Origin of the sequence: Scytonema millei VB511283 (assembly GCF_000817735.3) — a bacterium.
Lineage (GTDB): Bacteria > Cyanobacteriota > Cyanobacteriia > Cyanobacteriales > Chroococcidiopsidaceae > Chroococcidiopsis > Chroococcidiopsis millei_B.
In genome coordinates, this window is sequence record NZ_JTJC03000001.1 from 1,150,650 (window position 1) to 1,169,424 (window position 18,775).

Consider the following 18,775-nt stretch of genomic DNA (forward strand, 5'->3'; position numbering starts at 1 on the left):
GCTGAATCAAACTTAGCGCCAAACATCTGCTAATAGATAGATGATAAGGATAAAAGGCGCAAAATAGAAGTCGTAAGTCGTAAGTCGTAAGTCGTAAGTCGTAAGTATTATTTACTTATGACTGCTTCGTCCCCCAAGTCCTTCTACTGGGGATAGATGAGAATCTTATAGGTATCAGGCGTAGGGTTGACAGCTTGTTCTACGGCTGCTGAAAGTTGTTGTAGGGGATAGCGATCGCTGATTAAGGCATCAACGTCAATGCAGCGATTGAAAACAAGATCGACAGCAAGACTTTGCAGACGATAAGAAGAACTATAACTGCCAATTAAATCGATTTCGCGGCGATAGATAATATTGGGATTGAGGGAAATTTCAACCTCATCGGGAAATTCGGCAAAAAACAGAATCTTACCCCCCTTGCGCGTGCAATCGAGGGCTTGAGCAAACGCCTTTTCGCTAGGGACAGCAAGTAGAGTTGTATCGACTCCCAAACCGTCTGTTAAAGCTTGAATTTTAGTGCTTAAGTCGCGATCGCGCGCATCCAAAGCAGCATCGGCTCCTAATTGTAAAGCTTTTTCGATCCGCGATGGTAATAAATCGGTAGCGATCGCCCTTGCACCGAAGTATTTAACTAACATCACGAACATCAGTCCGATGGGACCCGCACCAGTCACTAATACCGTTTGTCCTGGGGCAATTTGTGCCTTTTTGACTGCTTTAAGACAGCAATTCGTTGGCTCGACAAAACTCGCTTGCTCAAAGCTAACGCGATCGGGAATCGGAATCAAGCCACCGTTGCGAACAATGTGACCGGGTACTCTCACATATTCAGCAAATCCACCCCCACTAGGTACAAAACCAGCCGTTGTAGAGATATTTTTATAAATCTCACACATGGAGAAATTATCATTCAGGCAATAGCGACAACGCATACAGGGAATGTGGTGCATCACCACCACTCGCTGTCCTACTTGCCAATCGCTAACTTGGCTTCCGATTGCGGCGACAACTCCAGCCGTTTCATGCCCAAAAATGCGCGGTGGTTCGTAGAGGGGATAGCGAATTTTTTTGATATCTGACTGACATAAGCCAACAACCCGCACTTGCACCAAGACTTCATCCGCTTCAATAGCTGGTACGGGTAATTCCTCATAACTCAATCGATCCACGCCGCGAAATACCTGGGCTTTCATAGCTTGTAGTCATTAATCCAGTACTTTAGAATGTAGCAGTTAATAGGGAGCAGGGAGCAGTGAAGAAAGGGTGTGGGGTGTGGGGTGTAGAGAATTTTGAATTTTGAATTTTGAATTTTGAGTTGCTCCCTCAGCTCCCCCAGCTCTCTTCTCTCCCTCAGCTCCCGAGCGCCTCCTCAGCTCTCTTCTCCTTGTCCCCCAACGACTCCCGACTCCCGACTCCCGGTTTCTTTTGCAAGCTAGAATCATTTTGGAACTGTGATGAGAGTTGGTTATGTTACGGCGATCGACAGAGAGATTCATCGCCAGAACCGCCAGCTATCGCTATGATTAACTAACACTAAAAACGCCCAATCATTGCCACTGCTTTTGCAACTGCCACAATGCTAGGTGAAATTATCAAAGGGCAATACCAGATCGTCCAAATCCTTAGTAGTAGCGATTACTGTCAGACCTATCTGGCACAAGATCTCGTTACCCCCTCACCGCAAGCATGTATTGTCAAACATCTCTTGCCTGGACCATCCGGTCGCACTAGCTCACTGTCTTCTCTACGGCGTGTATTTACTCGTGAAGTCGCAGCGCTAGAAAAATTGAGTACTTATTCCCAAGTACCGCAATTGTTAAACTATTTCGAGTTAGATCAACAATTTTATCTGGTATTAGAATACATTCACGGACAACCACTGAATCGAGTTTTGGCTCCAGGAGTACGCTGGAGTGAAACCCAAGTCATCGATTTTTTACAGGAAGTCCTTACTATTCTCGAAGTGATTCACGCCCACGGGCTAATTCACCGCGATATTAAACCCAGTAACTTAATTCAGCGCGATAGCGACGGCAAGTTGGTACTGATCGATTTTGGGTCGGTCAAGCAGGCATGGACGCAAGTTGTCACTGCCGCAGGACAAACCAATGCCAACTTTGCTATGGGAATTCCAGCAACAATGGCGATCGGCACACCGGGCTATATGCCCAGCGAACAAAGCCGAGGTCGTCCTCGTCCGAATAGCGACATTTATGCCTTGGGGATGATTGCAATCCAAGCGTTGACTGGAATGCAACCAACAATGCTCCTAGAAGATGCCGACAGTGGGGAAGTCATTTGGCAACATCTCACAAATGTCACTCTAGCTTTGGGATCGATTTTGAATCAAATGGTACGCTACCATTTCACCGAGCGCTACCAATCAGCAACTGAAGTCCTAGCCGATCTCCAACCACTCCTACCAACAGCAGCACTGTCACAGCCAACACCTACCCCAAGAAGTTCTGCCCCCAATTCCGCCTCAACTGCTCCAAATTCTAGTAGTCACCATGCATCGGCGGTGAATGGATCGGGAACGAAGTCGAGAAGAACATCAACTGGAGGACAGCAACAGATAGCTTTATGGTTGGGGATGGCAATTGGCATTACTTCAGCACTGGGATTAATTCTAGGCTTATATTATGCTCTCCGACCAAACTCGAAGGCTGTGTCGCCGATCGCCCCGCCTAAAGCAGAATTTGCCGCGATCGCCTCGAATCGGCTTTCCGATCGCTATACGTTGACTCAAACTTTAACCGGACACACAGATTCAGTATGGGCGATCGCTGTCAGCCAAGATGGACGTACGTTGGTCAGTGGTAGTGCAGATAAAACGATTAAGGTATGGGATTTACAAACTAGAGAGTTACAGCGCACGCTTACCGGACATACAGATACAGTACGGGCGATCGCTCTGAGTCAAGATGGACAAATTTTGGTGAGCGGTGGCGGCGAAAAAACGGTACGGCTGTGGAATATCACGACAGGCAGACCCTTGGGAAGGCTACTCGGACATGGGGGACCTGTATGGACTGTTGCCATCAGTCAAGACGGACAGACGCTTTTTAGTGCGGGAGAAGATGGAACCGTTAAGCTGTGGAACGCCCAGAACGGACAACTGCATCGCACGCTCCCAGCACACGATCGCCGGGTGTTTTCCTTGGCTGTAAGTCCTAACGGGCAAACTTTTGCTACTGGCAGCATCGATCGCACGATTAAGTTATGGGATTTAGCTACAGGAAGACTACTACGCACGCTGATAGGGCATACTGATGCAGTCAGGGCAATTACCTTTAGCCCCGACGGACAACATCTGGCTAGCACGAGTTGGGATAAAACCGTGAAGATTTGGAACTGGCAAACTGGAGAGCAACTACAAACGCTGGCAGAACACGAGCATAGAACTGTTGCGATTGCTTACGGTAATGATGGTAATACTCTAATGAGTGCAAGCCTCGATCGCACGATCAAAATTTGGCAGCCGCAATCGGGACAACTCCTACACGATCTCCTAGCTCACACCGACTGGGTATTAGCGATCGCGCCTAGCCCCAGAGGTCAAACCTTAGTTAGCAGCAGCAAAGATCGGACAATCAAAATTTGGGAATAGCGAGTTGTCATTGGTCATTGGCAAATTATAAGTTCTTCCCTACTCCCTACTCCCTGCTCCCTACTCCCTAATGACTGAATGAATTCTCAATTCTCTACCGATGTCCTAGTCGTTGGCGGTGGTACTGGTGGTACGGCTGCGGCAATCCAAGCAGCGCGATCTGGTGCAAAAACAATGCTGGTCAGCGAATTTCCTTGGTTAGGAGGTATGCTGACATCAGCTGGGGTGTCGGTTCCTGATGGTAACGAATTGGTAGCATGGCAAACAGGCTTGTGGGGAGCATTTTTGCGGGAATTGCAGCAATGCCAGCCAGAAGGATTAGATCATAGCTGGGTGAGCTTTTTTAGCTTCGACCCGCGTATAGGAGCGCAGATTTTTGCTCGATGGGTACAAGAATTGCCTAACTTGACTTGGCTGGTGGGACAAGTACCGCAAGCCGTTTTACGCCAAGGCGATCGCATTTTTGGGGTAGAATTTGCTGAATATACGGTTACTGCCCAAATTACCATTGATGCTACAGAATTGGGTGATTTATTGGCTTTAGCCGAGATTCCGTACCGTTGGGGTTGGGAATGGCGATCGCAATGGGGAGAACCCAGCGCCCCAATTGCTCCAAACGAGCTAACGACAAAATACCCAGTCCAAGCGCCCACTTGGGTAGGACTCATGCAAGATTTTGGGGACGCGATCGCACCAGTTATTCCCGCACCACCGTCATACAATCCAGACAAATTTGCTGGAGCCTGGGAAAGCTACGGAGCCGAACAATTTCTTAACTACGGGCGTTTACCAGGCAATTTATTCATGCTCAACTGGCCCATTTGCGGTAACGACTACGGTGAAGGTTTAGACCGACTAGTGACCTCCACCACGGCTAGATCTGAGTTTCTGCAAGAAAGTTTGTGGCATACGCAAGGCTTCTTACACTACATTCAAACTCAACTCGGACGGCGTTATGGATTGGCTGAAGGGGTTTTTTCTGCTGATTCCAATCGTGTAGGGGCGCACGGCTGTGCGCCTCTACACGACGTTGGCGGCGCATACGCGCTTCACCCCTACTACCGCGAGAGTCGGCGCGTTGTGGGCATGACTACGGTGCGAGAACAGGATATTTTGCCCTTAGCTGAAGGTCGAGTCACTGCCTTACCAGTCGATCGTACAGGTATCAACGCGATCGCGATCGGTAACTATGCCAACGACCACCACTATCCAGGTTTCGATTTTCCCCTACAAGCGAAATCCATTCGCTGGGGAGGGCGCTGGACGGGAACGCCCTTTACCATACCCTATCATTGTCTAATTCCGGCGGCGATCGATGGCTTCTTAGCGTGTGAAAAGAATATTTCGGTATCTCACATTGCCAACGGTGCGACGCGCTTGCAGCCAGTGGTAATGAATCTCGGACAGGCTACTGGAATGGCAGCAGCAATGTGTATTTCTAGAGGTTGTCAGCCGCGAGAATTACCTGTCAGGGATTTACAAGAAGCTCTATTACAAGAGCGGCACTGTCCGGCGGCGATCGTGCCTTTATTCAACTCATCACCCGCATCTCCCGATTGGTTAGAGTGGCAACGCTATTACCTCGATCGCCCAGAGGAGTATCCGGCTAGTGGAGATTATCCTCTTAATTTGAGGAGCAGGGGAGCAGAGGGGCAGGGGATGATTCAAGACCCGCGCACTACTTCCTGCTCAGGCATTTTCCATCGTCGGGACGTGCAAGATTATACGTTGACTATATCTCTGCCTGAAGAATTGCAGGGACAAGATTGGACGCTGGTAACTTTGCGATCGCCCATTGACGAAAAACTACAAATCTATCCAGATAACCAACCGATCTCGGTTTACGGGCGGTTAAACCATGCAGGGAGATGGTTGTTAGTCGAAGAACTTGAGTCAACCGTCAACCGTTAACTGTCAACCGTTAACTGTCAACACGTGCGTGTAGCGAGCGCGTTTACCGTCAACCGTTAAAAATTGCCCAAATTAAAGCGAGCAATATAGCAGCGATCGCCCCAATTAACGTATTCAAAAAATTGACAACATCATGAGTCAGCCAACGGCTTTTACCTTCTACTGTTGCGCCAATTAAGCTTTCAATATTAGTAGCAATAAAGGCAGCGATGACACACCAGACTACGCCCAGTAAATCGATTAAACCGAGTCCCCAAGCCAGCAGCGCGATCGCTACCGAACCCGCTACACCAGCCAGCGTTCCCTCTAAGCTTACAGCCCCTTCCGTTCCTCTTGCCACGGGTTGTAAAGTCGTAATTAAAAATGTCCGCTGACCGTAAGCTTTGCCAACTTCGCTAGCACAGGTATCGGAAAGTTTGGTACTGAAACTCGCGACAAAACCCAGTAAAAGTAGAGATACGATCGTCATAGGCTCAGCTACAAAGGTCGTTGCAATCGCGATTCCCACTGCACACAGCGCCCCCGTCAGTGCCGAACTCCAGACATTTTCTGGTCCCCTTGCACCAGACCGTTTTTCTGCAATTCCTTCTGCTTCCTTTTGTGCCATACCAATGTATGTCACGGCAGAACCGACGAGAAAGTAGAAGACGACAACTAATTCTCCCTGCCAGCCTACACTCAAGTACAAGAGAACACCCAAGAACAAAGCGTGCAATAGCCCAGCTGGAGTTAGCAACTTTTTGGGAGCAATCCAGGCTACACCCAACAAAATTGTATGCACTCCAACAGCAACTAGTACGGAATTGAGGAACGATGGGTTTGAAAACATCAAGGATAAATTAGTAGTCATCTGAATTTTGCCAAATTTTGACGAATCCTACGTGGGTTACTATATGAATCAAACTATTTTTCACCTTGCCTTTCCCATTACCGACATTGCCCAGACAAAAGCCTTCTATATCGATAGTTTGGGCTGCATTCCCGGTCGTGAAACTCACCATGCTTTGATTTTAAATCTTTACGGGCATCAGCTAGTAGCTCATATGACTAAAGAGCCTCTGGCTCCACAGCGTGGTGTCTATCCCAGACACTTTGGTTTAATTTTTTCTTCTAAATTGGAATGGGACAATTTATTAGAGCGATCGCAACGACAGCACCTCAAATTTAGAGAAACACCCAAACAGCGCTTTGTTGATTCTCCCCTAGAACACTATACGTTCTTCTTAGAAGATCCATTTTATAACCTAATGGAATTTAAATACTACCGGAATTTAGAAGCAGTCTTTGGTAGTTACAACAGCGCTCCTATCGGAGATTTAATGTAGAGATTCTACTCGTTTAAGAAATAAGTTATTTCAATTTGAACTTAACTGAATTTTGCAGTATCAATTGCTGTTTCACACAACTTTAACTTGAGTTCGGCGGGTTTGGAAAGCGCACAAAAAAAGACTGATTTCAAAACCAGCACCTCTTGATATATCACGAACGCTAGCTTTAGTAAGTCCTGATTGCGATCGGTTTCAAGAAAATTACATAGAACCAGACACTGCTAACTTCAATAAATTACAACAGAAATTGAACGATTTTTTAGATGCAACAAATTTAGGATTACAAGGAGATGATTTTGCCAACGAATGTTAAATTACACGCGATCGCCTAAATGCTCGGCGATTTTTAACGTCAGACTGTGGGAACCACCGACGAGACGATAATCTTCGGCTGTTTCGCGTAAGTCAAAAAATCCCGCATTCGCCATGAAATAGAGAACGAACAGCATTGAGACTTGATGCGAATCGCCTGCGATACCTTGGCGAATACTAGCAGCCATCCAAGCTCTTGCTTCTATTGTCTCCGTATTGCGATCGATCCACTCTCCCGCAGAGATAGAATCTAAAGTCGCAGCATTAGGTGTGTTCCAAGGTGCGTCTAGCAGCACAGTCTGGCTGAGTTGCTCGAATTTTGCTCGGGTGGGGCAAAATCTTTTTGAGCTGGCGTGGCGCTTTCGCTAGGGTTCTCTGCGTGCGTCATCCTGCTCCCCTGGTAGCCGTAAATCGTGACTCCATCAACTTTACCTTTTTTGGTGGCAACTCCTAACTGTCGTGCCAAATCGAGGACAGCCGTTTGGGTGCGTCCTACCCAAGTCTCACCCATTTCTAGATAGACAATCTTTAGGATGGAATTGGTTAAACGTGCGTCCGCCAACGCGATTGTTTGCTTCCAAAACAACGAGTGAATCAATCCCTGCTTGGTAAAGTTCCCAAGCTGCACTCATACCGGAGAGTCCGCCACCGACGATAGCAATAGATACTTGAATGCCTTGGCGATCGCCTATCATATTTCTACATCTTTCGATTGAAATTTTGCCTCAGACTGTACCACTCTCGGTAGATTTTTGCGGGATCGAACCTGTTTTATTCGTCGATCTGTGTGATTCTTGCATAGGATCGAGACTGAATCTACTGTATCGTCATTAACAGGATAGTTAATGTGGGGGCGATCGTGAGTTTCAAGAAAGTTTTTGTTGCCGTTGATGGTTCAGCTCAAGGAGCTGTGGTATTCGAGCAGGCTGTAGAATTAGCTACTAAGGATTTAGCAAATTTGATGGTATTTCATGCTGTTGAGTTGGGAGCAAGAATGACTTATCCATCTCAGATTGAAGCTAAAACTGAGGAAGGACAAGATGTTTTGCAAGGTTATCGCGAGAAAACGAAGGATTTAGGTATTTCCGTTGAGTTTGATTGTCGGGTGGGAAATCCAGGTTCGGCAATTTGCGATGCAGCAAAAGAGTGGGGAGCTGATTTAATTGTGTTGGGACGTAGGGGATACAAAGGGATTACTGAAGTTTTATTAGGTAGTGTCAGCAATCACGTTGTCCGTAATGCTCATTGTTCGGTGTTGATAATTCAAGGAGATCTTGGTAGTTAAGGATATCTAAATTTTGCTAGAAAGCAAGAGAGCTGATTTAATGTCGCGCAAAGACAAGCCAGTGCGTTGCGGAGCCAGCGCCGTGCGCGGGTTTCCCCCGTTGAGGCGACTGGCGTGAGGTTCCCTCCGTTGTAGCAACTGGCGTGCAAAGACGCGAAGCAGCTTCTCGTAAGAGTAGGCGCAAAGTTTAAGAGCGCCAAGATTATAATTAACTTGCCATCTCATCAGCAACCAATTCCGACTTACAACTTACGACTTACGACTTACGACTTCACCTCGATTCCACCCTCGCATCTAAAGTTTTGGCAATGCGATCGCGGGTTTCTGCTAAATGTGCTTTAGTATATTCATCCAGCTTGCCAGAACGAGCAACTGCTTTATTTAACTGCTCTCGCAATTGTCGCAGATTGTACCATGCTAGCGTCCGTGCATCTTCAGGAACGTTAGATTTGCGTAACATCATATCTGTCATAATTTTCAAATGTTCCCGTTGGACGGCTCGCCGCAGACTGGAAATATTGGTTGGTGTTTTGTCTGGATTTAATACCTCTATCCAGATATCATTTTGTAAGGTGGTAAATAATTCTGGTAATGTGAGGGCTTGTTTTGGCTGGCTCTTGAGTTCGATGTCGCGTAAACGAGAAAGGCGATCGCCTGATAGTAAATCTCGTAATACTAAACTTTGTAGAGCGTAAATACTGTCGTGGATTGGGTAATCGAGGCGACTCATCACCGCTTGTTCTCCCCAATGCACCCAACGGGAAGGTGCGAGTTTATTCAAGAGTTCCGGCGGGAAATTAAATGCATCTGGGGCAAATACGTATTTCTCCAGTACTGCTAAAGCCTGTCGCTGTTTTGCCACAGGGACGGGGACGAATGGCAATCTGCCGTTATCGGCGCTAGCATGGTCGCGGTAGAATGACTGTCCGCCAATATATTTGGTGGCGTAGTAGGTATGACGCAGGTAGTGTAAGAAAATGCGATCGAATAGTTCGCTTAAATTGCTGTAACTCTCGCCTGAAGTTGGATAGCGCCGATTCAACTTTTTCCACATTGCCCGCGCTATATCTAATTGTCCTTGGGAATAACCTAAAACATCGCTACTGTAGTCCCAAGCATTTACATCTGGGTCGAGATCGAACCGATCTTCATCTGTAGCATAAGCTAAATCTGGACGCGAGGAGCGATCGCCAATTTGGTCTAAAAATCGTCTTTCTGCTAAGGGATGGGGTGCTGTTGTAGGTGTATAGCCGTATTCAATCGCCCACTCATCGTAAGAACCAATACTATCGGGAAAAAAGTCACCCTGTTCGCGATCGGGTGGAGCCAAATTCGGGGGAAGATAGTCCATAACCGAAGTTGTCAAATTGCGATCGCGAGTTATTTTGGTAGCATTTAACTCATTGGGTGGAAGTTGGGTACTACCGCGAAAATTGTGCCGCAAACCGAGTGTATGCCCGACTTCGTGAGCGATAATCAGCCGCAAATATTGATGAATATATTGCTGCATTTTGTCGCTGTTAGGCGTAATGTTTTGAAACAGCGTGAGTGCCAAAGAACCAAAATCAAATTGGCTAGCAGCTTCCATACCGTAACAGAGGTCGTATTCTGTTGCGAGTTTTGATAATGGGTAGTTGGTAGTTGGTAGTTGGTAGTTGGTAGTTGGTAGTTGTCCCCCTTGTCTTCCTTGTCCCCCTTGTCCTCCTTGTCCTCCTTGTCCTCCTTGTCCGCCGAAGCCTCGTCCGAAACCGGAGTTACACACGCTGCGATCGTTTATCATTTGGGATAATACCGATGTCGGTTGCGCTCGGCTATCTTGAACCATGCGCCGATATTCTTGCTTGAGGACGCGCACGAAACTAGCATCTACTAAGATATCTGCATCCAAGATTTCCCCAGTTAAGGGGTTAACCCGTGAAGGACCAAGGGCAAAAAAGCCATCAACTGTGTTAATCCAGCGAATGACATTGTAACGCACGTCCGCAGGGTCCCATTTAGCATCATCGGGCATTTGTCGCACTTCGATCGCATTGATAAATCCTGCTTTTTCAAAGGCTTTGTTCCACATTAATACCCCTTCTTTGACTGCATCCCGATATTCCAGTGGAACGGCATTTTCAATCCAAAATACAATTGGTTTTTTGGGTGGTGATAGTTTGGCGTTAGGATTTTGCTTTTCTAAATGCCAGCGGTTAATGTAGCGAACAAACGGTTCTTTACGGTCTTCAATCGCAAAATCTTGATAGGCAGTGATAAAATAACCGATGCGATCGTCAGCTAGACGAGGCTTGTAGGTAGAATTAGCCGATAATTCAGATAGACTGTAGCGAATGCGTAAAGTGAGGGCGCGGCTATCTGGTAGCGTCATTAGATTTGGCGTAGCAGTATTCTTAGCACCCCCATAGGAAAAGCCGTAGACTGACTCAATTTCCATGTTGAGGGGAAAAGCTTTAGTCGAGCCAAAATAAGATTTATTTTCATCTAATTGATAGGTAGTACCTAGCTGAGTAGAGAGCGATGCTGCTAGTCCTGGTAAATCTTTTAATAGTAGATCGCCAAGGTCAATTAAAATAGATTTACGTTGAGGATGAATACTTTTAATGGGAATTGAATAGAGAACGGAATCGCTAAACGATCGCGTCAGAGAGCGCGTTTGCGGTGAACCAGGAGTCACGCGAAAATTAACGTTACGTACGACAAAATGAATATTATTGTTGACTCGCTGAAAATAAAATAAGAAATCCTGTAAAGGCATTCCACTATAAATACCTCGCTCTCCAATTCCTGCTTCCATCGTCATCGTACTGAGGAAGTTTTTATTGAATTGCTGCGGTTGAATTTCTAAATAAATTTTGCCTGTATCCTTTTGGCGATAAAGAGTAAATAATCCTTTAATGGCACTACTATTTTTAATAACTTCGTTAAATGCTTTTAGCTCTGACGGTTTGGGATTTTTTGCTATTACCTGCTGATTAGACTCTTGAGCTAGCAACAGCGTTGATTGTCGAGAATCTTGCCGCTGATTATTAACCAGCCACAGATAAGATTGTAATTCCGGCTGTTGGCTGTTATTTTTAATCACCCATACTTTAGATTCTGGTAGCGATATTGGGGGAGTCGGGAGTCGGGAAGCGGGTGGAGGCGGAGGTGTCCTCCGCATCGGAACCGCGTAGTCGGGAGTAGTGTGTGGTAACTGCTCCCAGCTCGTCCCTGCTCCCTGCTCCCTTTCTTCTGACAACTGATAACTGTTAACTGATAACTGATTAGACGCTGACGCAGGAAGCCGCGCACCAACAAAAAAGATTGTAAATAATGCGCTGTGCAAGAGAAAAACACGAGCAGACAGACTTTTCATTTCTCATATCCCTAGCAACGATGCCTAGTTATTGCTCATTCAAGCAGCTGAATGAGTTAAAGCTGATTACCAAGCACTCAGTTACGTCATGCATCCGATTGCTTGCTAAAACGATTTACAGCCACCCACTGTTAATAGAGTTCCCAGAAATACCCTTCAATGCGCGACTCTATCTATTTTTGTAGCGAAACTAGGAAGAAAACTAGGCAGTTATTTATACAATTCAACACATTAGAAGAATTATCGTAAGGGCGCACGGCTGTGCGCCCCTACGATTCCTTACCTTGAGGCAAAATCAGCATCGCATCACCAAAGGAATAGAAACGATACTGTTGAGCGATCGCTTCTTGGTACAATGCTAGCAATCGTTCTCTGCCAATTGCCGCACTGACAAGCATCATTAGACTAGAACGGGGCAGGTGGAAATTAGTAATTAACCCGTCTACTACCCGCCATTGATAACCAGGGTAGATAAACAAATTTGTCTTGCCGCAAAATGGCTGTAGTTCTCCCGATGCAGCAGCACCTTCTAAAGCCCTTACCGTCGTCGTTCCGACAGCAATAATTTTGCCTCCCCGCGATCGCGTAGCGCGAATTTGTTCTACAGTAGCAGCTGGAACTTCAATCCACTCTCCATGCATTTGATGCGTCTTTACGTCTGCCACTTCTACCGGACGAAACGTTCCTACGCCAACGTGTAGAGTCACAAATGCTTGCTCTATACCATTTTCTTGCAAGCGTTTGAGTAATTCCGGCGTAAAGTGCAGCCCTGCTGTCGGTGCTGCTGCCGAGCCTGGTTTTTCAGCGTAAACAGTTTGATACTGCTCTGATTCCGCCTGAGAATCGGTAATATAGGGCGGCAAAGGGACGTGACCGAATCTATCTAATAATTGAATCACAGATAAACCTTCTGGAAGGTCAAACTGTATCACCCGTCCGCCTGTCTCTTCGTCTGTTTCTAGGACTGTAGCGGTGAGGGAGCAGGGAGCAGGGAGCAGGGAGCGGGGAATAGAGGAGTTTTGACTTTTGACTTTTGACTTTTGACTTTTGACTTCCCGCTCAAAAAATACAATCTTCGCCCCAGGTGCTAAGCGTCTCCCTGGTTTGACTAAAGCTAACCAGACATTCGGCTGGCGTTCCTCTAACAGTAAAACTTCCACTGCCGCACCGCTGGGTTTTTGTCCGTAGAGACGGGCGGGAATTACCTGCGTATCGTTCATCACCAGCAAATCGCCTTTTTGAAGAAATTCTGGTAAATCGCGAAAAATTTGATGGGCGTGACTATCAAGATTTACTACTAACAGGCGAGAACTATCTCTGGGAGAAACTGGATTTTGAGCGATCCGTTCTGCTGGTAATTCGTAATCATAACTCGATAAAGAGTCATCTAATTCAGATCTAGCAGAAGATGTCAAGTCAAAATTAGGTGTTTTTACGGAATTCAATGCAGACACTGCATCTTTAAATTGATTGATATGCATTTTTTGTGAGAGTGACGTTCGGTATTCTAACGGATTTTAAGTAAGATTTTGAGTTGATGCGATCGCATGGGTATTTGGGTGAATCTACCCAGGTGGAGTGGGTGTTTGACGCTAGTATCATCGCGGTCAATTCGCAAAAATATAAATGTAGGAATAGCTTGTTTCCCCAGCAAGGATATGGAATACCTTTACTATCTTGCCAACGCCAGCCTCACATTGAGGATCGTTGAACATTTGCACGGCAGACCCCAGATGCCCTTGAGTTTCATTACCGTAATTCATCAAATTGATGGCTGGGTTGTGAAGGTGAAAATGAAATCTCCTCTCAACTCTCAACAAGATGGTGATTTCCGCGCTTTTTTAAATGAACTGGGAATTCCCTACGAAGCACCGATCCGCGTCAGAATGGCGTTATGGAGTTTGGAAGCCGGACAATCTCCGGTAGATGTGATGCGTCGCTATCAAGTCGCAATTGTCTCTCACGGTAACCCAGAACGGGAAGAAATCGAAACATTTCGGCAACAATTTGTCAAGGGATTGGGTTATTGTCCCGAAACTTTGGCTTAAATCGGCAGCCACAAAATTGCAGGCTGAAATTGAAGACTGAAATTGAGATAGAGCGATCGCATCAATCAAAAGCAAAAGCAGCGGATAAGTATTCTTTTAGCACGAGTTGATAACCACCGACTATGACTGCTTGTCCCAACTGCACTGACAAAGACGATAAGTCAGGGGAAATGTCAAGTGTAGGTGATGCCTGTCTCAATTGAGCCAACGATAATTTACGATGTTGGACTAGCGCCACATCAAAACGGCATTGGTAAGTAGCTAAATTTGGAGAGACACTCAAAAAGTACTCCGCAGCTTGCCAAAGCCGTGTTTGTTTTTGTGGTGTAATTGCCAATAAACCACCAGCATCCCAGTTGTTTTGCTTGCGGGTTTTGACTTCAACGAATGCGAGGAGCGAGGGGCGAGGAGTGAGGGGCGAGGGAGGAGTGGCTGGTGGCTGGTGGCTAGTGGTTAGAATTTCTCCCTTGTCTCCCTTGTCCCCCTTGTCCCCCTTGTCTCCCTCACGTACATCCAACTTCGCTACCAGATCTAATTCTCCCCAAGGACAGCGCCAACGACGGTGTAGAATTGTCCAGCCAGAAGATTGCAGCCACCGAGCGACTAGATCTTCTCCAAGTACGCCAATGTCGGGATAATGAAAGGCAGGATGGTTTGCCATGAGCTGAAAGATTATGAATTCTGGGCTAGGAAATCGAATTTGGAAATCTATATTCGCTGTTGTACTGTGGGGTGCGATCGCATTTTCAGTACTTTTTGCTATTGTTCCCCCTGCTGTAGCGCTGGACTACAACAAAGAAAGTTTGATTGAGACAGATTTCTCTGGGCGCGACTTGACGGACTCTAGCTTCAGCCACGCCAATTTGCGTAGTAGCAACTTCAGTCACTCTAATTTGGAAGGAGTTAGCTTGTTTGCTGCTAATTTAGATTCGGCAAATTTTGAGGGGGCGAATTTGGCAAGTGCCACTCTAGACTCGGCACGCTTGACCAGAGCCAATTTAAAGGATGCTATTTTAGAAGGCGCATTTGCGGCAAATACCAAATTTGATGGTGCTGTAATTGATGGAGCCGATTTCACGGATGTTTTAATGCGCCGCGACGTGCAAGATAAATTGTGTCAAGTTGCTAAAGGTGTTAACCCAACTACAGGACGTGCCACCCGCGATACTTTATTCTGTCCATAAGCGATCGCAATCTTTATCGCAATCTTTTACGATGAAGTTTGCCGTGTCATTTCACGAGGACTGATAGATGATTCGTGCCTTCGCAGCTTTAGAAAAAGGTGGAGAACTCAAGCCTTTCGAGTACGATCCAAAACCGCTCGGTAGCGAAGATGTAGAGATCGATGTAGAATACTGCGGAATTTGCCATAGCGACTTGAGTATGCTCCATAATGACTGGGGCATAACGCAATATCCATTTGTCCCAGGACACGAAGTTGTAGGCAAGATTGCGGATGTTGGTAGTGCCGTCAAAAAACTCCAAGTCGGGCAGCGTGTCGGATTGGGATGGTATTCGCGATCGTGCATGACTTGCGAATGGTGTATGTCTGGCAATCACAACCTTTGTGCCACCGCAGAAGGTACAATTGTCGGTCGCTATGGTGGCTTTGCCGACAAGGTACGCGCCCATGAAGCTTGGGTTGCTCCCTTACCCGATGCCATGCAGCCAGTGTCAGCGGGACCCTTATTTTGTGGCGGGATTACGGTTTTTAACCCGATCGTCCAATTTGATGTTAAGCCTACCGATCGCGTTGGAGTCATTGGTATTGGCGGCTTGGGACACATGGCATTGAGATTTCTTCATGCTTGGGGCTGCGATGTCAGCGCCTTTTCCAGCAGCGCTGATAAGGAACCAGAAGCAAGGGAAATGGGTGCGAACCACTTCATCAACTCCCGCGATTCAAATGCACTTAAATCGGTGGAAGGCTCTTTTGACTTAATTCTTTCTACTGTCAATGTCGATCTAGACTGGAGTACCTACATTGCCTGTTTGCGTCCTAAAGGACGATTGCATTTTGTGGGTGTGGTTCCTAACCCTATTTCTACGGAAATTTTTCCCTTAATTATGGCTCAGCGATCGATCTCTGGCAGTCCCTTGGGTAGTCCGGCTACTGTCACCCAAATGCTCGACTTTGCCACCCGCCATCAGATCGAACCCATAATTGAAACCTTCAGTTTTGACCAAGTAAATGAGGCATTAGAACACCTACGTAGTGGCAAAGCACGGTATCGGATCGTGTTGAAACACTAATTGTCATTTGTCATCGGTCATTTGCTACCAACTACCAACTACCAACTACCAACTACCAACTACCAACTACCATCAAATCAAATCTGCAAGCGCAAACTGCCGTTGCTTGTCCAATTCCAACAGCCGTTGCTGGGCTTGCCGTAACGACTCAAAATATGACTGAGATTGTTCTGGTGCAGTTACTTCGTCGGTTTGTTCCCACAATTGGAGAAATTGACGGTAGCGTTTTTCGCACTGCACCCGTTCCATGCAAGCTGTCGCCGCTTGAATCACCTGGGCAAATCGCGAGAGTTCGATTTGCGTCTTTTCATCTAGGTGAAATAAACGGGCGATCGCTTTTGTCTCACCTTCATACTCCATACACTGCACTTGGAGCCGCGAAATTAAATCTGACGATTGGGGAGACGATACACTTAACGTCTCTAGATTTTCCAAAATCTGCTGCCAGAGAAAACTGTGGTGAGGTAGATCGAATTGTAAATCTCGTTCCTGTAGGGCTTCCGTGACGATCTGACGGTATTCTGGATGGTGTAGGTAAATTCGTAACAAAATTGCCTCTGCTTGTTCCAGTAAGGCGCGATCGCCCGCTACAGGTAAGTGAGAATTGCTAGCTTGTTGTTTTCTCGGTGGTGCTGGCTTGCGATAACTATTCGGTGCAACTCGATCTAATAAATTTTCAATCCACAAAGGTACGAGTCTGGCATCGCCTAAACTTAAAATTTCAGCACAGCGATGAATGTAGTGCTGGCGTTGATTGCTGTCGCTTATTTGTTGTAGCAATTTCACCATACTTGCCATGACTTGTTGTGCTTCTGGCGCTTGCTTCAAATCTCGATTAGCTACTAGCTGTAGGATCTGCCAATCTAACCATAGCGGGGCATTATGTAAAAGTTCGCGGTAATGTTCTGGACTATGAGTGTGGAGATATTCGTCTGCATCTTTGCCATCTGGTAAGTTGAGAATGCGTAAATTGACTTCGCCTTGATAGGCAAGATTAGCGATCGCTCCTATGGCTCTCTCTGTAGCTTGCGTTCCTGCCGCATCTGCATCAAAATTAAGAATAAGTTGTTTTGATTCGCTATAACGCAAACAAGCTCGGACTTGTTCGATACTCAAAGCCGTTCCCAACGAGGCGACAGAATGAGTAATTCCGGCAGCGTGAAGGGCGATCGCATCGAAATATCCTTCTACTACTACTACCCGATCTTGTTTGGCAATCTCGTTTTTAGCCTTATCTAAACAAAATAAAGTTCTACCCTTATTAAAAATATCCGTCTCAGGAGAATTAAGATATTTCGGTTGTTCGTCACCTAAACTTCTACCCCCAAACCCGATAAATCGCCCTTGCGGATCGCAAATTGGGATGATGATGCGATCGCGAAAATAATCGTAATATCCATCTTTTGACTGTCGTTGTCGAATTAATCCTGCTTGTTCTACGATTTGTACGGGATATCGTTTTTGTTCCACCAAATAACGATAAAGAGTTTCCCACCCCGCAGGCGCGTATCCTAACTTAAATTGCTGAATTGTTTCTGAGTTAAATTGCCGTTTTTGTTGCAAATAATCTAAAGCTAGCTGCCCTTGATGTTGCTGCAAAGCATGATGATAAAATTGCGTCGCAACAGCCATCACCTCATATAATTGCTCTCGCAGCGATATCTGACGCTGTAATTCTTGTCTCTGTTCTGGTTCTAAAGTTTGTACGGGTACGGAATAGCGCCGTGCTAAATCTAGTACTACCTCGCTGAAAGAAGTCTTGCCCAATTCCATCAAAAATGTAATTGCATTCCCTCCAGCCCCACAACCGAAGCAATAATACATTTGCTTGCCAGGGCTGACACTAAAACTAGGGGTTTTCTCATCATGAAACGGGCATAAACCGACAAAATCTTTCCCACGCTTGCGCAGAACAACGTGTTCCGAGACGATATCAACAACATCAGCTCTTTGTTTGACTTGTTCGACTGTATCGGGGTGCAGGCGAGGAATTTGCATATCGGTCAGTTATCAGTTATCAGTTATCAGTTATCAGTTATCAGTACTTCTTTAACCAGCTTTAGTAGCAACACCTTGATATAAATAACCAACAAATTTGGGTGTTTTCTCTGCGTAAAACTCTTCGACAGTTACCAGGTCGAATTGTTTTTCTACTAGTTGTTTAATATTACGATTAAAGTGACAGCCATCGGCAATAACTTTTTGGAGTGGAGTCAAGCGGTTTTGCCAAACTTGAACTTGAGGTTCATGACTCAGTCCGTGTTCTACAAAAAAGAATTTTCCTCCTGGTTTTAATACCCGATAGATTTCTTGCAGTGCTTGTTCGACTTTGGCAATACTACACAACGTCCAAGTACTGACAACGCTATCAAACGTATTATCTGCCATTGGCAAGTTTTCGCCATTCAACACGCGATTGTCTACAGTAATATGAGATTTTTGGATGCGCTTTTGAGCCAAAGCATGAACGCCAGGGTTAGCATCAATTGCTACCAATTTATCAATGTTTTCTGGATAGTAAGAGAGATTTAAACCCGTACCAAAACCAATTTCTAAAACTTCTCCCGTCACATTTGCCAAAACTTCTTTTCGATATTGAGCCATAGTCGGATCGGACAACGACCAGTCAAGCAAGTAAGGTAGGATTCTTTGTGAATAAAATCCCATTGATTC

19 protein-coding genes are annotated in these 18,775 nt (G+C 46.0%); 7 read left to right on the forward strand and 12 right to left on the reverse strand.

The features are described 5' to 3' along the window. Positions 1–143: 143 nt before the first annotated feature. Positions 144–1,193 carry a zinc-dependent dehydrogenase gene (locus QH73_RS05195; RefSeq protein ID WP_039715498.1) on the reverse strand — a complete coding sequence of 350 codons (1,050 nt, stop codon included), beginning with the start codon at positions 1,191–1,193 and terminating at the stop codon, positions 144–146. A gap of 39 nt (positions 1,194–1,232) precedes the next feature. Next, entirely contained in the window at positions 1,233–1,496 is a 264-nt protein-coding gene (locus tag QH73_RS05200; protein WP_132866661.1) for a hypothetical protein, read from the reverse strand. Positions 1,497–1,576: 80 nt separating this feature from the next. Here QH73_RS05200 and QH73_RS05205 point away from each other — a divergent pair, with 80 nt between their 5' ends. Next, positions 1,577–3,610 carry a serine/threonine-protein kinase gene (locus QH73_RS05205; protein ID WP_039715499.1) on the forward strand — a complete coding sequence of 678 codons (2,034 nt, stop codon included), beginning with the start codon at positions 1,577–1,579 and terminating at the stop codon, positions 3,608–3,610. A gap of 78 nt (positions 3,611–3,688) precedes the next feature. Continuing rightward, positions 3,689–5,521: an FAD-dependent oxidoreductase gene (locus QH73_RS05210; protein WP_039715500.1), complete on the forward strand. Its 1,833-nt coding sequence runs from the start codon at positions 3,689–3,691 to the stop codon at positions 5,519–5,521. A 49-nt stretch (positions 5,522–5,570) separates the two neighbouring features. Here the strand turns inward: QH73_RS05210 and QH73_RS05215 are convergent, their stop codons facing one another. Then, positions 5,571–6,350 (reverse strand): TIGR00297 family protein, encoded by a 780-nt coding sequence (locus tag QH73_RS05215; protein WP_039717427.1) that lies wholly within the window; start codon positions 6,348–6,350, stop codon positions 5,571–5,573. A gap of 64 nt (positions 6,351–6,414) precedes the next feature. Here QH73_RS05215 and QH73_RS05220 point away from each other — a divergent pair, with 64 nt between their 5' ends. Beyond that, positions 6,415–6,846, forward strand: a complete 432-nt coding sequence (locus tag QH73_RS05220; RefSeq protein WP_039715501.1) for a VOC family protein — start codon at positions 6,415–6,417, stop codon at positions 6,844–6,846. Between the two features lie 317 nt (positions 6,847–7,163). Here QH73_RS05220 and QH73_RS05225 read toward each other — a convergent pair whose 3' ends face one another. The 3 genes from QH73_RS05225 to QH73_RS05235 are packed head-to-tail and all read right to left on the reverse strand — an operon-like array spanning position 7,164 to position 7,856. Next, positions 7,164–7,457 carry a hypothetical protein gene (locus tag QH73_RS05225; RefSeq protein WP_039715502.1) on the reverse strand — a complete coding sequence of 98 codons (294 nt, stop codon included), beginning with the start codon at positions 7,455–7,457 and terminating at the stop codon, positions 7,164–7,166. Next, positions 7,448–7,672, reverse strand: a complete 225-nt coding sequence (locus QH73_RS05230; protein ID WP_132866662.1) for a hypothetical protein — start codon at positions 7,670–7,672, stop codon at positions 7,448–7,450. Before QH73_RS05230 ends, QH73_RS05225 begins: the two co-directional genes overlap by 10 nt. After that, positions 7,665–7,856, reverse strand: a complete 192-nt coding sequence (locus QH73_RS05235) for an FAD-dependent oxidoreductase (RefSeq protein ID WP_132866664.1) — start codon at positions 7,854–7,856, stop codon at positions 7,665–7,667. The genes QH73_RS05230 and QH73_RS05235 overlap by 8 nt, the downstream gene beginning before the upstream one ends. 164 nt (positions 7,857–8,020) lie before the next feature. On the opposite strand from QH73_RS05235, the gene QH73_RS05240 reads away from it, so the two are divergent. Next, positions 8,021–8,446 carry a universal stress protein gene (locus QH73_RS05240; RefSeq protein ID WP_039717428.1) on the forward strand — a complete coding sequence of 142 codons (426 nt, stop codon included), beginning with the start codon at positions 8,021–8,023 and terminating at the stop codon, positions 8,444–8,446. Positions 8,447–8,452: 6 nt separating this feature from the next. Here the strand turns inward: QH73_RS05240 and QH73_RS05245 are convergent, their stop codons facing one another. The 3 genes from QH73_RS05245 to queA all read right to left on the reverse strand — a co-directional run bounded on the left by QH73_RS05245 (position 8,453) and on the right by queA (position 13,282). Further along, the gene (locus QH73_RS05245; protein WP_132866665.1) at positions 8,453–8,671 is read right to left on the reverse strand and encodes a hypothetical protein; all 219 of its coding nucleotides are present in this window, start codon (positions 8,669–8,671) and stop codon (positions 8,453–8,455) included. A gap of 46 nt (positions 8,672–8,717) precedes the next feature. Beyond that, positions 8,718–11,801, reverse strand: a complete 3,084-nt coding sequence (locus tag QH73_RS05250) for a zinc-dependent metalloprotease (protein ID WP_052290028.1) — start codon at positions 11,799–11,801, stop codon at positions 8,718–8,720. A 269-nt stretch (positions 11,802–12,070) separates the two neighbouring features. Next, positions 12,071–13,282, reverse strand: a complete 1,212-nt coding sequence (gene queA / locus QH73_RS05255) for a tRNA preQ1(34) S-adenosylmethionine ribosyltransferase-isomerase QueA (RefSeq protein ID WP_201277948.1) — start codon at positions 13,280–13,282, stop codon at positions 12,071–12,073. Between the two features lie 177 nt (positions 13,283–13,459). Here queA and QH73_RS05260 point away from each other — a divergent pair, with 177 nt between their 5' ends. Next, the gene (locus tag QH73_RS05260; protein WP_015152735.1) at positions 13,460–13,849 is read left to right on the forward strand and encodes a hypothetical protein; all 390 of its coding nucleotides are present in this window, start codon (positions 13,460–13,462) and stop codon (positions 13,847–13,849) included. 61 nt (positions 13,850–13,910) lie between these two features. On the opposite strand, the gene QH73_RS05265 is transcribed toward QH73_RS05260, so the two are convergent. Then, positions 13,911–14,510 (reverse strand): YraN family protein, encoded by a 600-nt coding sequence (locus QH73_RS05265; protein ID WP_039715504.1) that lies wholly within the window; start codon positions 14,508–14,510, stop codon positions 13,911–13,913. A gap of 13 nt (positions 14,511–14,523) precedes the next feature. Here QH73_RS05265 and QH73_RS05270 point away from each other — a divergent pair, with 13 nt between their 5' ends. Next, positions 14,524–15,033, forward strand: a complete 510-nt coding sequence (locus QH73_RS05270; RefSeq protein ID WP_039715505.1) for a pentapeptide repeat-containing protein — start codon at positions 14,524–14,526, stop codon at positions 15,031–15,033. A gap of 67 nt (positions 15,034–15,100) precedes the next feature. Then, the gene (gene ahr, locus QH73_RS05275) at positions 15,101–16,102 is read left to right on the forward strand and encodes an NADPH-dependent aldehyde reductase Ahr (RefSeq protein ID WP_039715506.1); all 1,002 of its coding nucleotides are present in this window, start codon (positions 15,101–15,103) and stop codon (positions 16,100–16,102) included. A 72-nt stretch (positions 16,103–16,174) separates the two neighbouring features. On the opposite strand, the gene dnaG is transcribed toward ahr, so the two are convergent. After that, the gene (gene dnaG, locus QH73_RS05280; protein ID WP_039715507.1) at positions 16,175–18,100 is read right to left on the reverse strand and encodes a DNA primase; all 1,926 of its coding nucleotides are present in this window, start codon (positions 18,098–18,100) and stop codon (positions 16,175–16,177) included. Between the two features lie 51 nt (positions 18,101–18,151). Beyond that, a complete protein-coding gene (locus QH73_RS05285) occupies positions 18,152–18,769 on the reverse strand; it encodes a class I SAM-dependent methyltransferase (protein WP_039715508.1) in 618 nt (205 codons plus the stop codon). Positions 18,770–18,775: the final 6 nt, after the last annotated feature.

What these genes read in the sequence shown, in the direction of transcription:
- queA (WP_201277948.1), bottom strand. Translation starts at nt 13,282, where the DNA reads ATGCATATCAATCAATTTAAAGATGCAGTGTCTGCATTGAATTCCGTA.
- QH73_RS05230 (WP_132866662.1), bottom strand. Translation starts at nt 7,672, where the DNA reads ATGGGTGAGACTTGGGTAGGACGCACCCAAACGGCTGTCCTCGATTTG.
- QH73_RS05200 (WP_132866661.1), bottom strand. Translation starts at nt 1,496, where the DNA reads ATGAATCTCTCTGTCGATCGCCGTAACATAACCAACTCTCATCACAGT.
- dnaG (WP_039715507.1), bottom strand. Translation starts at nt 18,100, where the DNA reads ATGCAAATTCCTCGCCTGCACCCCGATACAGTCGAACAAGTCAAACAA.
- QH73_RS05220 (WP_039715501.1), top strand. Translation starts at nt 6,415, where the DNA reads ATGAATCAAACTATTTTTCACCTTGCCTTTCCCATTACCGACATTGCC.
- QH73_RS05195 (WP_039715498.1), bottom strand. Translation starts at nt 1,193, where the DNA reads ATGAAAGCCCAGGTATTTCGCGGCGTGGATCGATTGAGTTATGAGGAA.
- ahr (WP_039715506.1), top strand. Translation starts at nt 15,101, where the DNA reads ATGATTCGTGCCTTCGCAGCTTTAGAAAAAGGTGGAGAACTCAAGCCT.
- QH73_RS05260 (WP_015152735.1), top strand. Translation starts at nt 13,460, where the DNA reads ATGGAATACCTTTACTATCTTGCCAACGCCAGCCTCACATTGAGGATC.
- QH73_RS05210 (WP_039715500.1), top strand. Translation starts at nt 3,689, where the DNA reads ATGAATTCTCAATTCTCTACCGATGTCCTAGTCGTTGGCGGTGGTACT.
- QH73_RS05235 (WP_132866664.1), bottom strand. Translation starts at nt 7,856, where the DNA reads ATGATAGGCGATCGCCAAGGCATTCAAGTATCTATTGCTATCGTCGGT.
- QH73_RS05205 (WP_039715499.1), top strand. Translation starts at nt 1,577, where the DNA reads ATGCTAGGTGAAATTATCAAAGGGCAATACCAGATCGTCCAAATCCTT.
- QH73_RS05265 (WP_039715504.1), bottom strand. Translation starts at nt 14,510, where the DNA reads ATGGCAAACCATCCTGCCTTTCATTATCCCGACATTGGCGTACTTGGA.
- QH73_RS05245 (WP_132866665.1), bottom strand. Translation starts at nt 8,671, where the DNA reads ATGAGATGGCAAGTTAATTATAATCTTGGCGCTCTTAAACTTTGCGCC.
- QH73_RS05285 (WP_039715508.1), bottom strand. Translation starts at nt 18,769, where the DNA reads ATGGGATTTTATTCACAAAGAATCCTACCTTACTTGCTTGACTGGTCG.
- QH73_RS05215 (WP_039717427.1), bottom strand. Translation starts at nt 6,350, where the DNA reads ATGTTTTCAAACCCATCGTTCCTCAATTCCGTACTAGTTGCTGTTGGA.
- QH73_RS05250 (WP_052290028.1), bottom strand. Translation starts at nt 11,801, where the DNA reads ATGAAAAGTCTGTCTGCTCGTGTTTTTCTCTTGCACAGCGCATTATTT.
- QH73_RS05270 (WP_039715505.1), top strand. Translation starts at nt 14,524, where the DNA reads ATGAATTCTGGGCTAGGAAATCGAATTTGGAAATCTATATTCGCTGTT.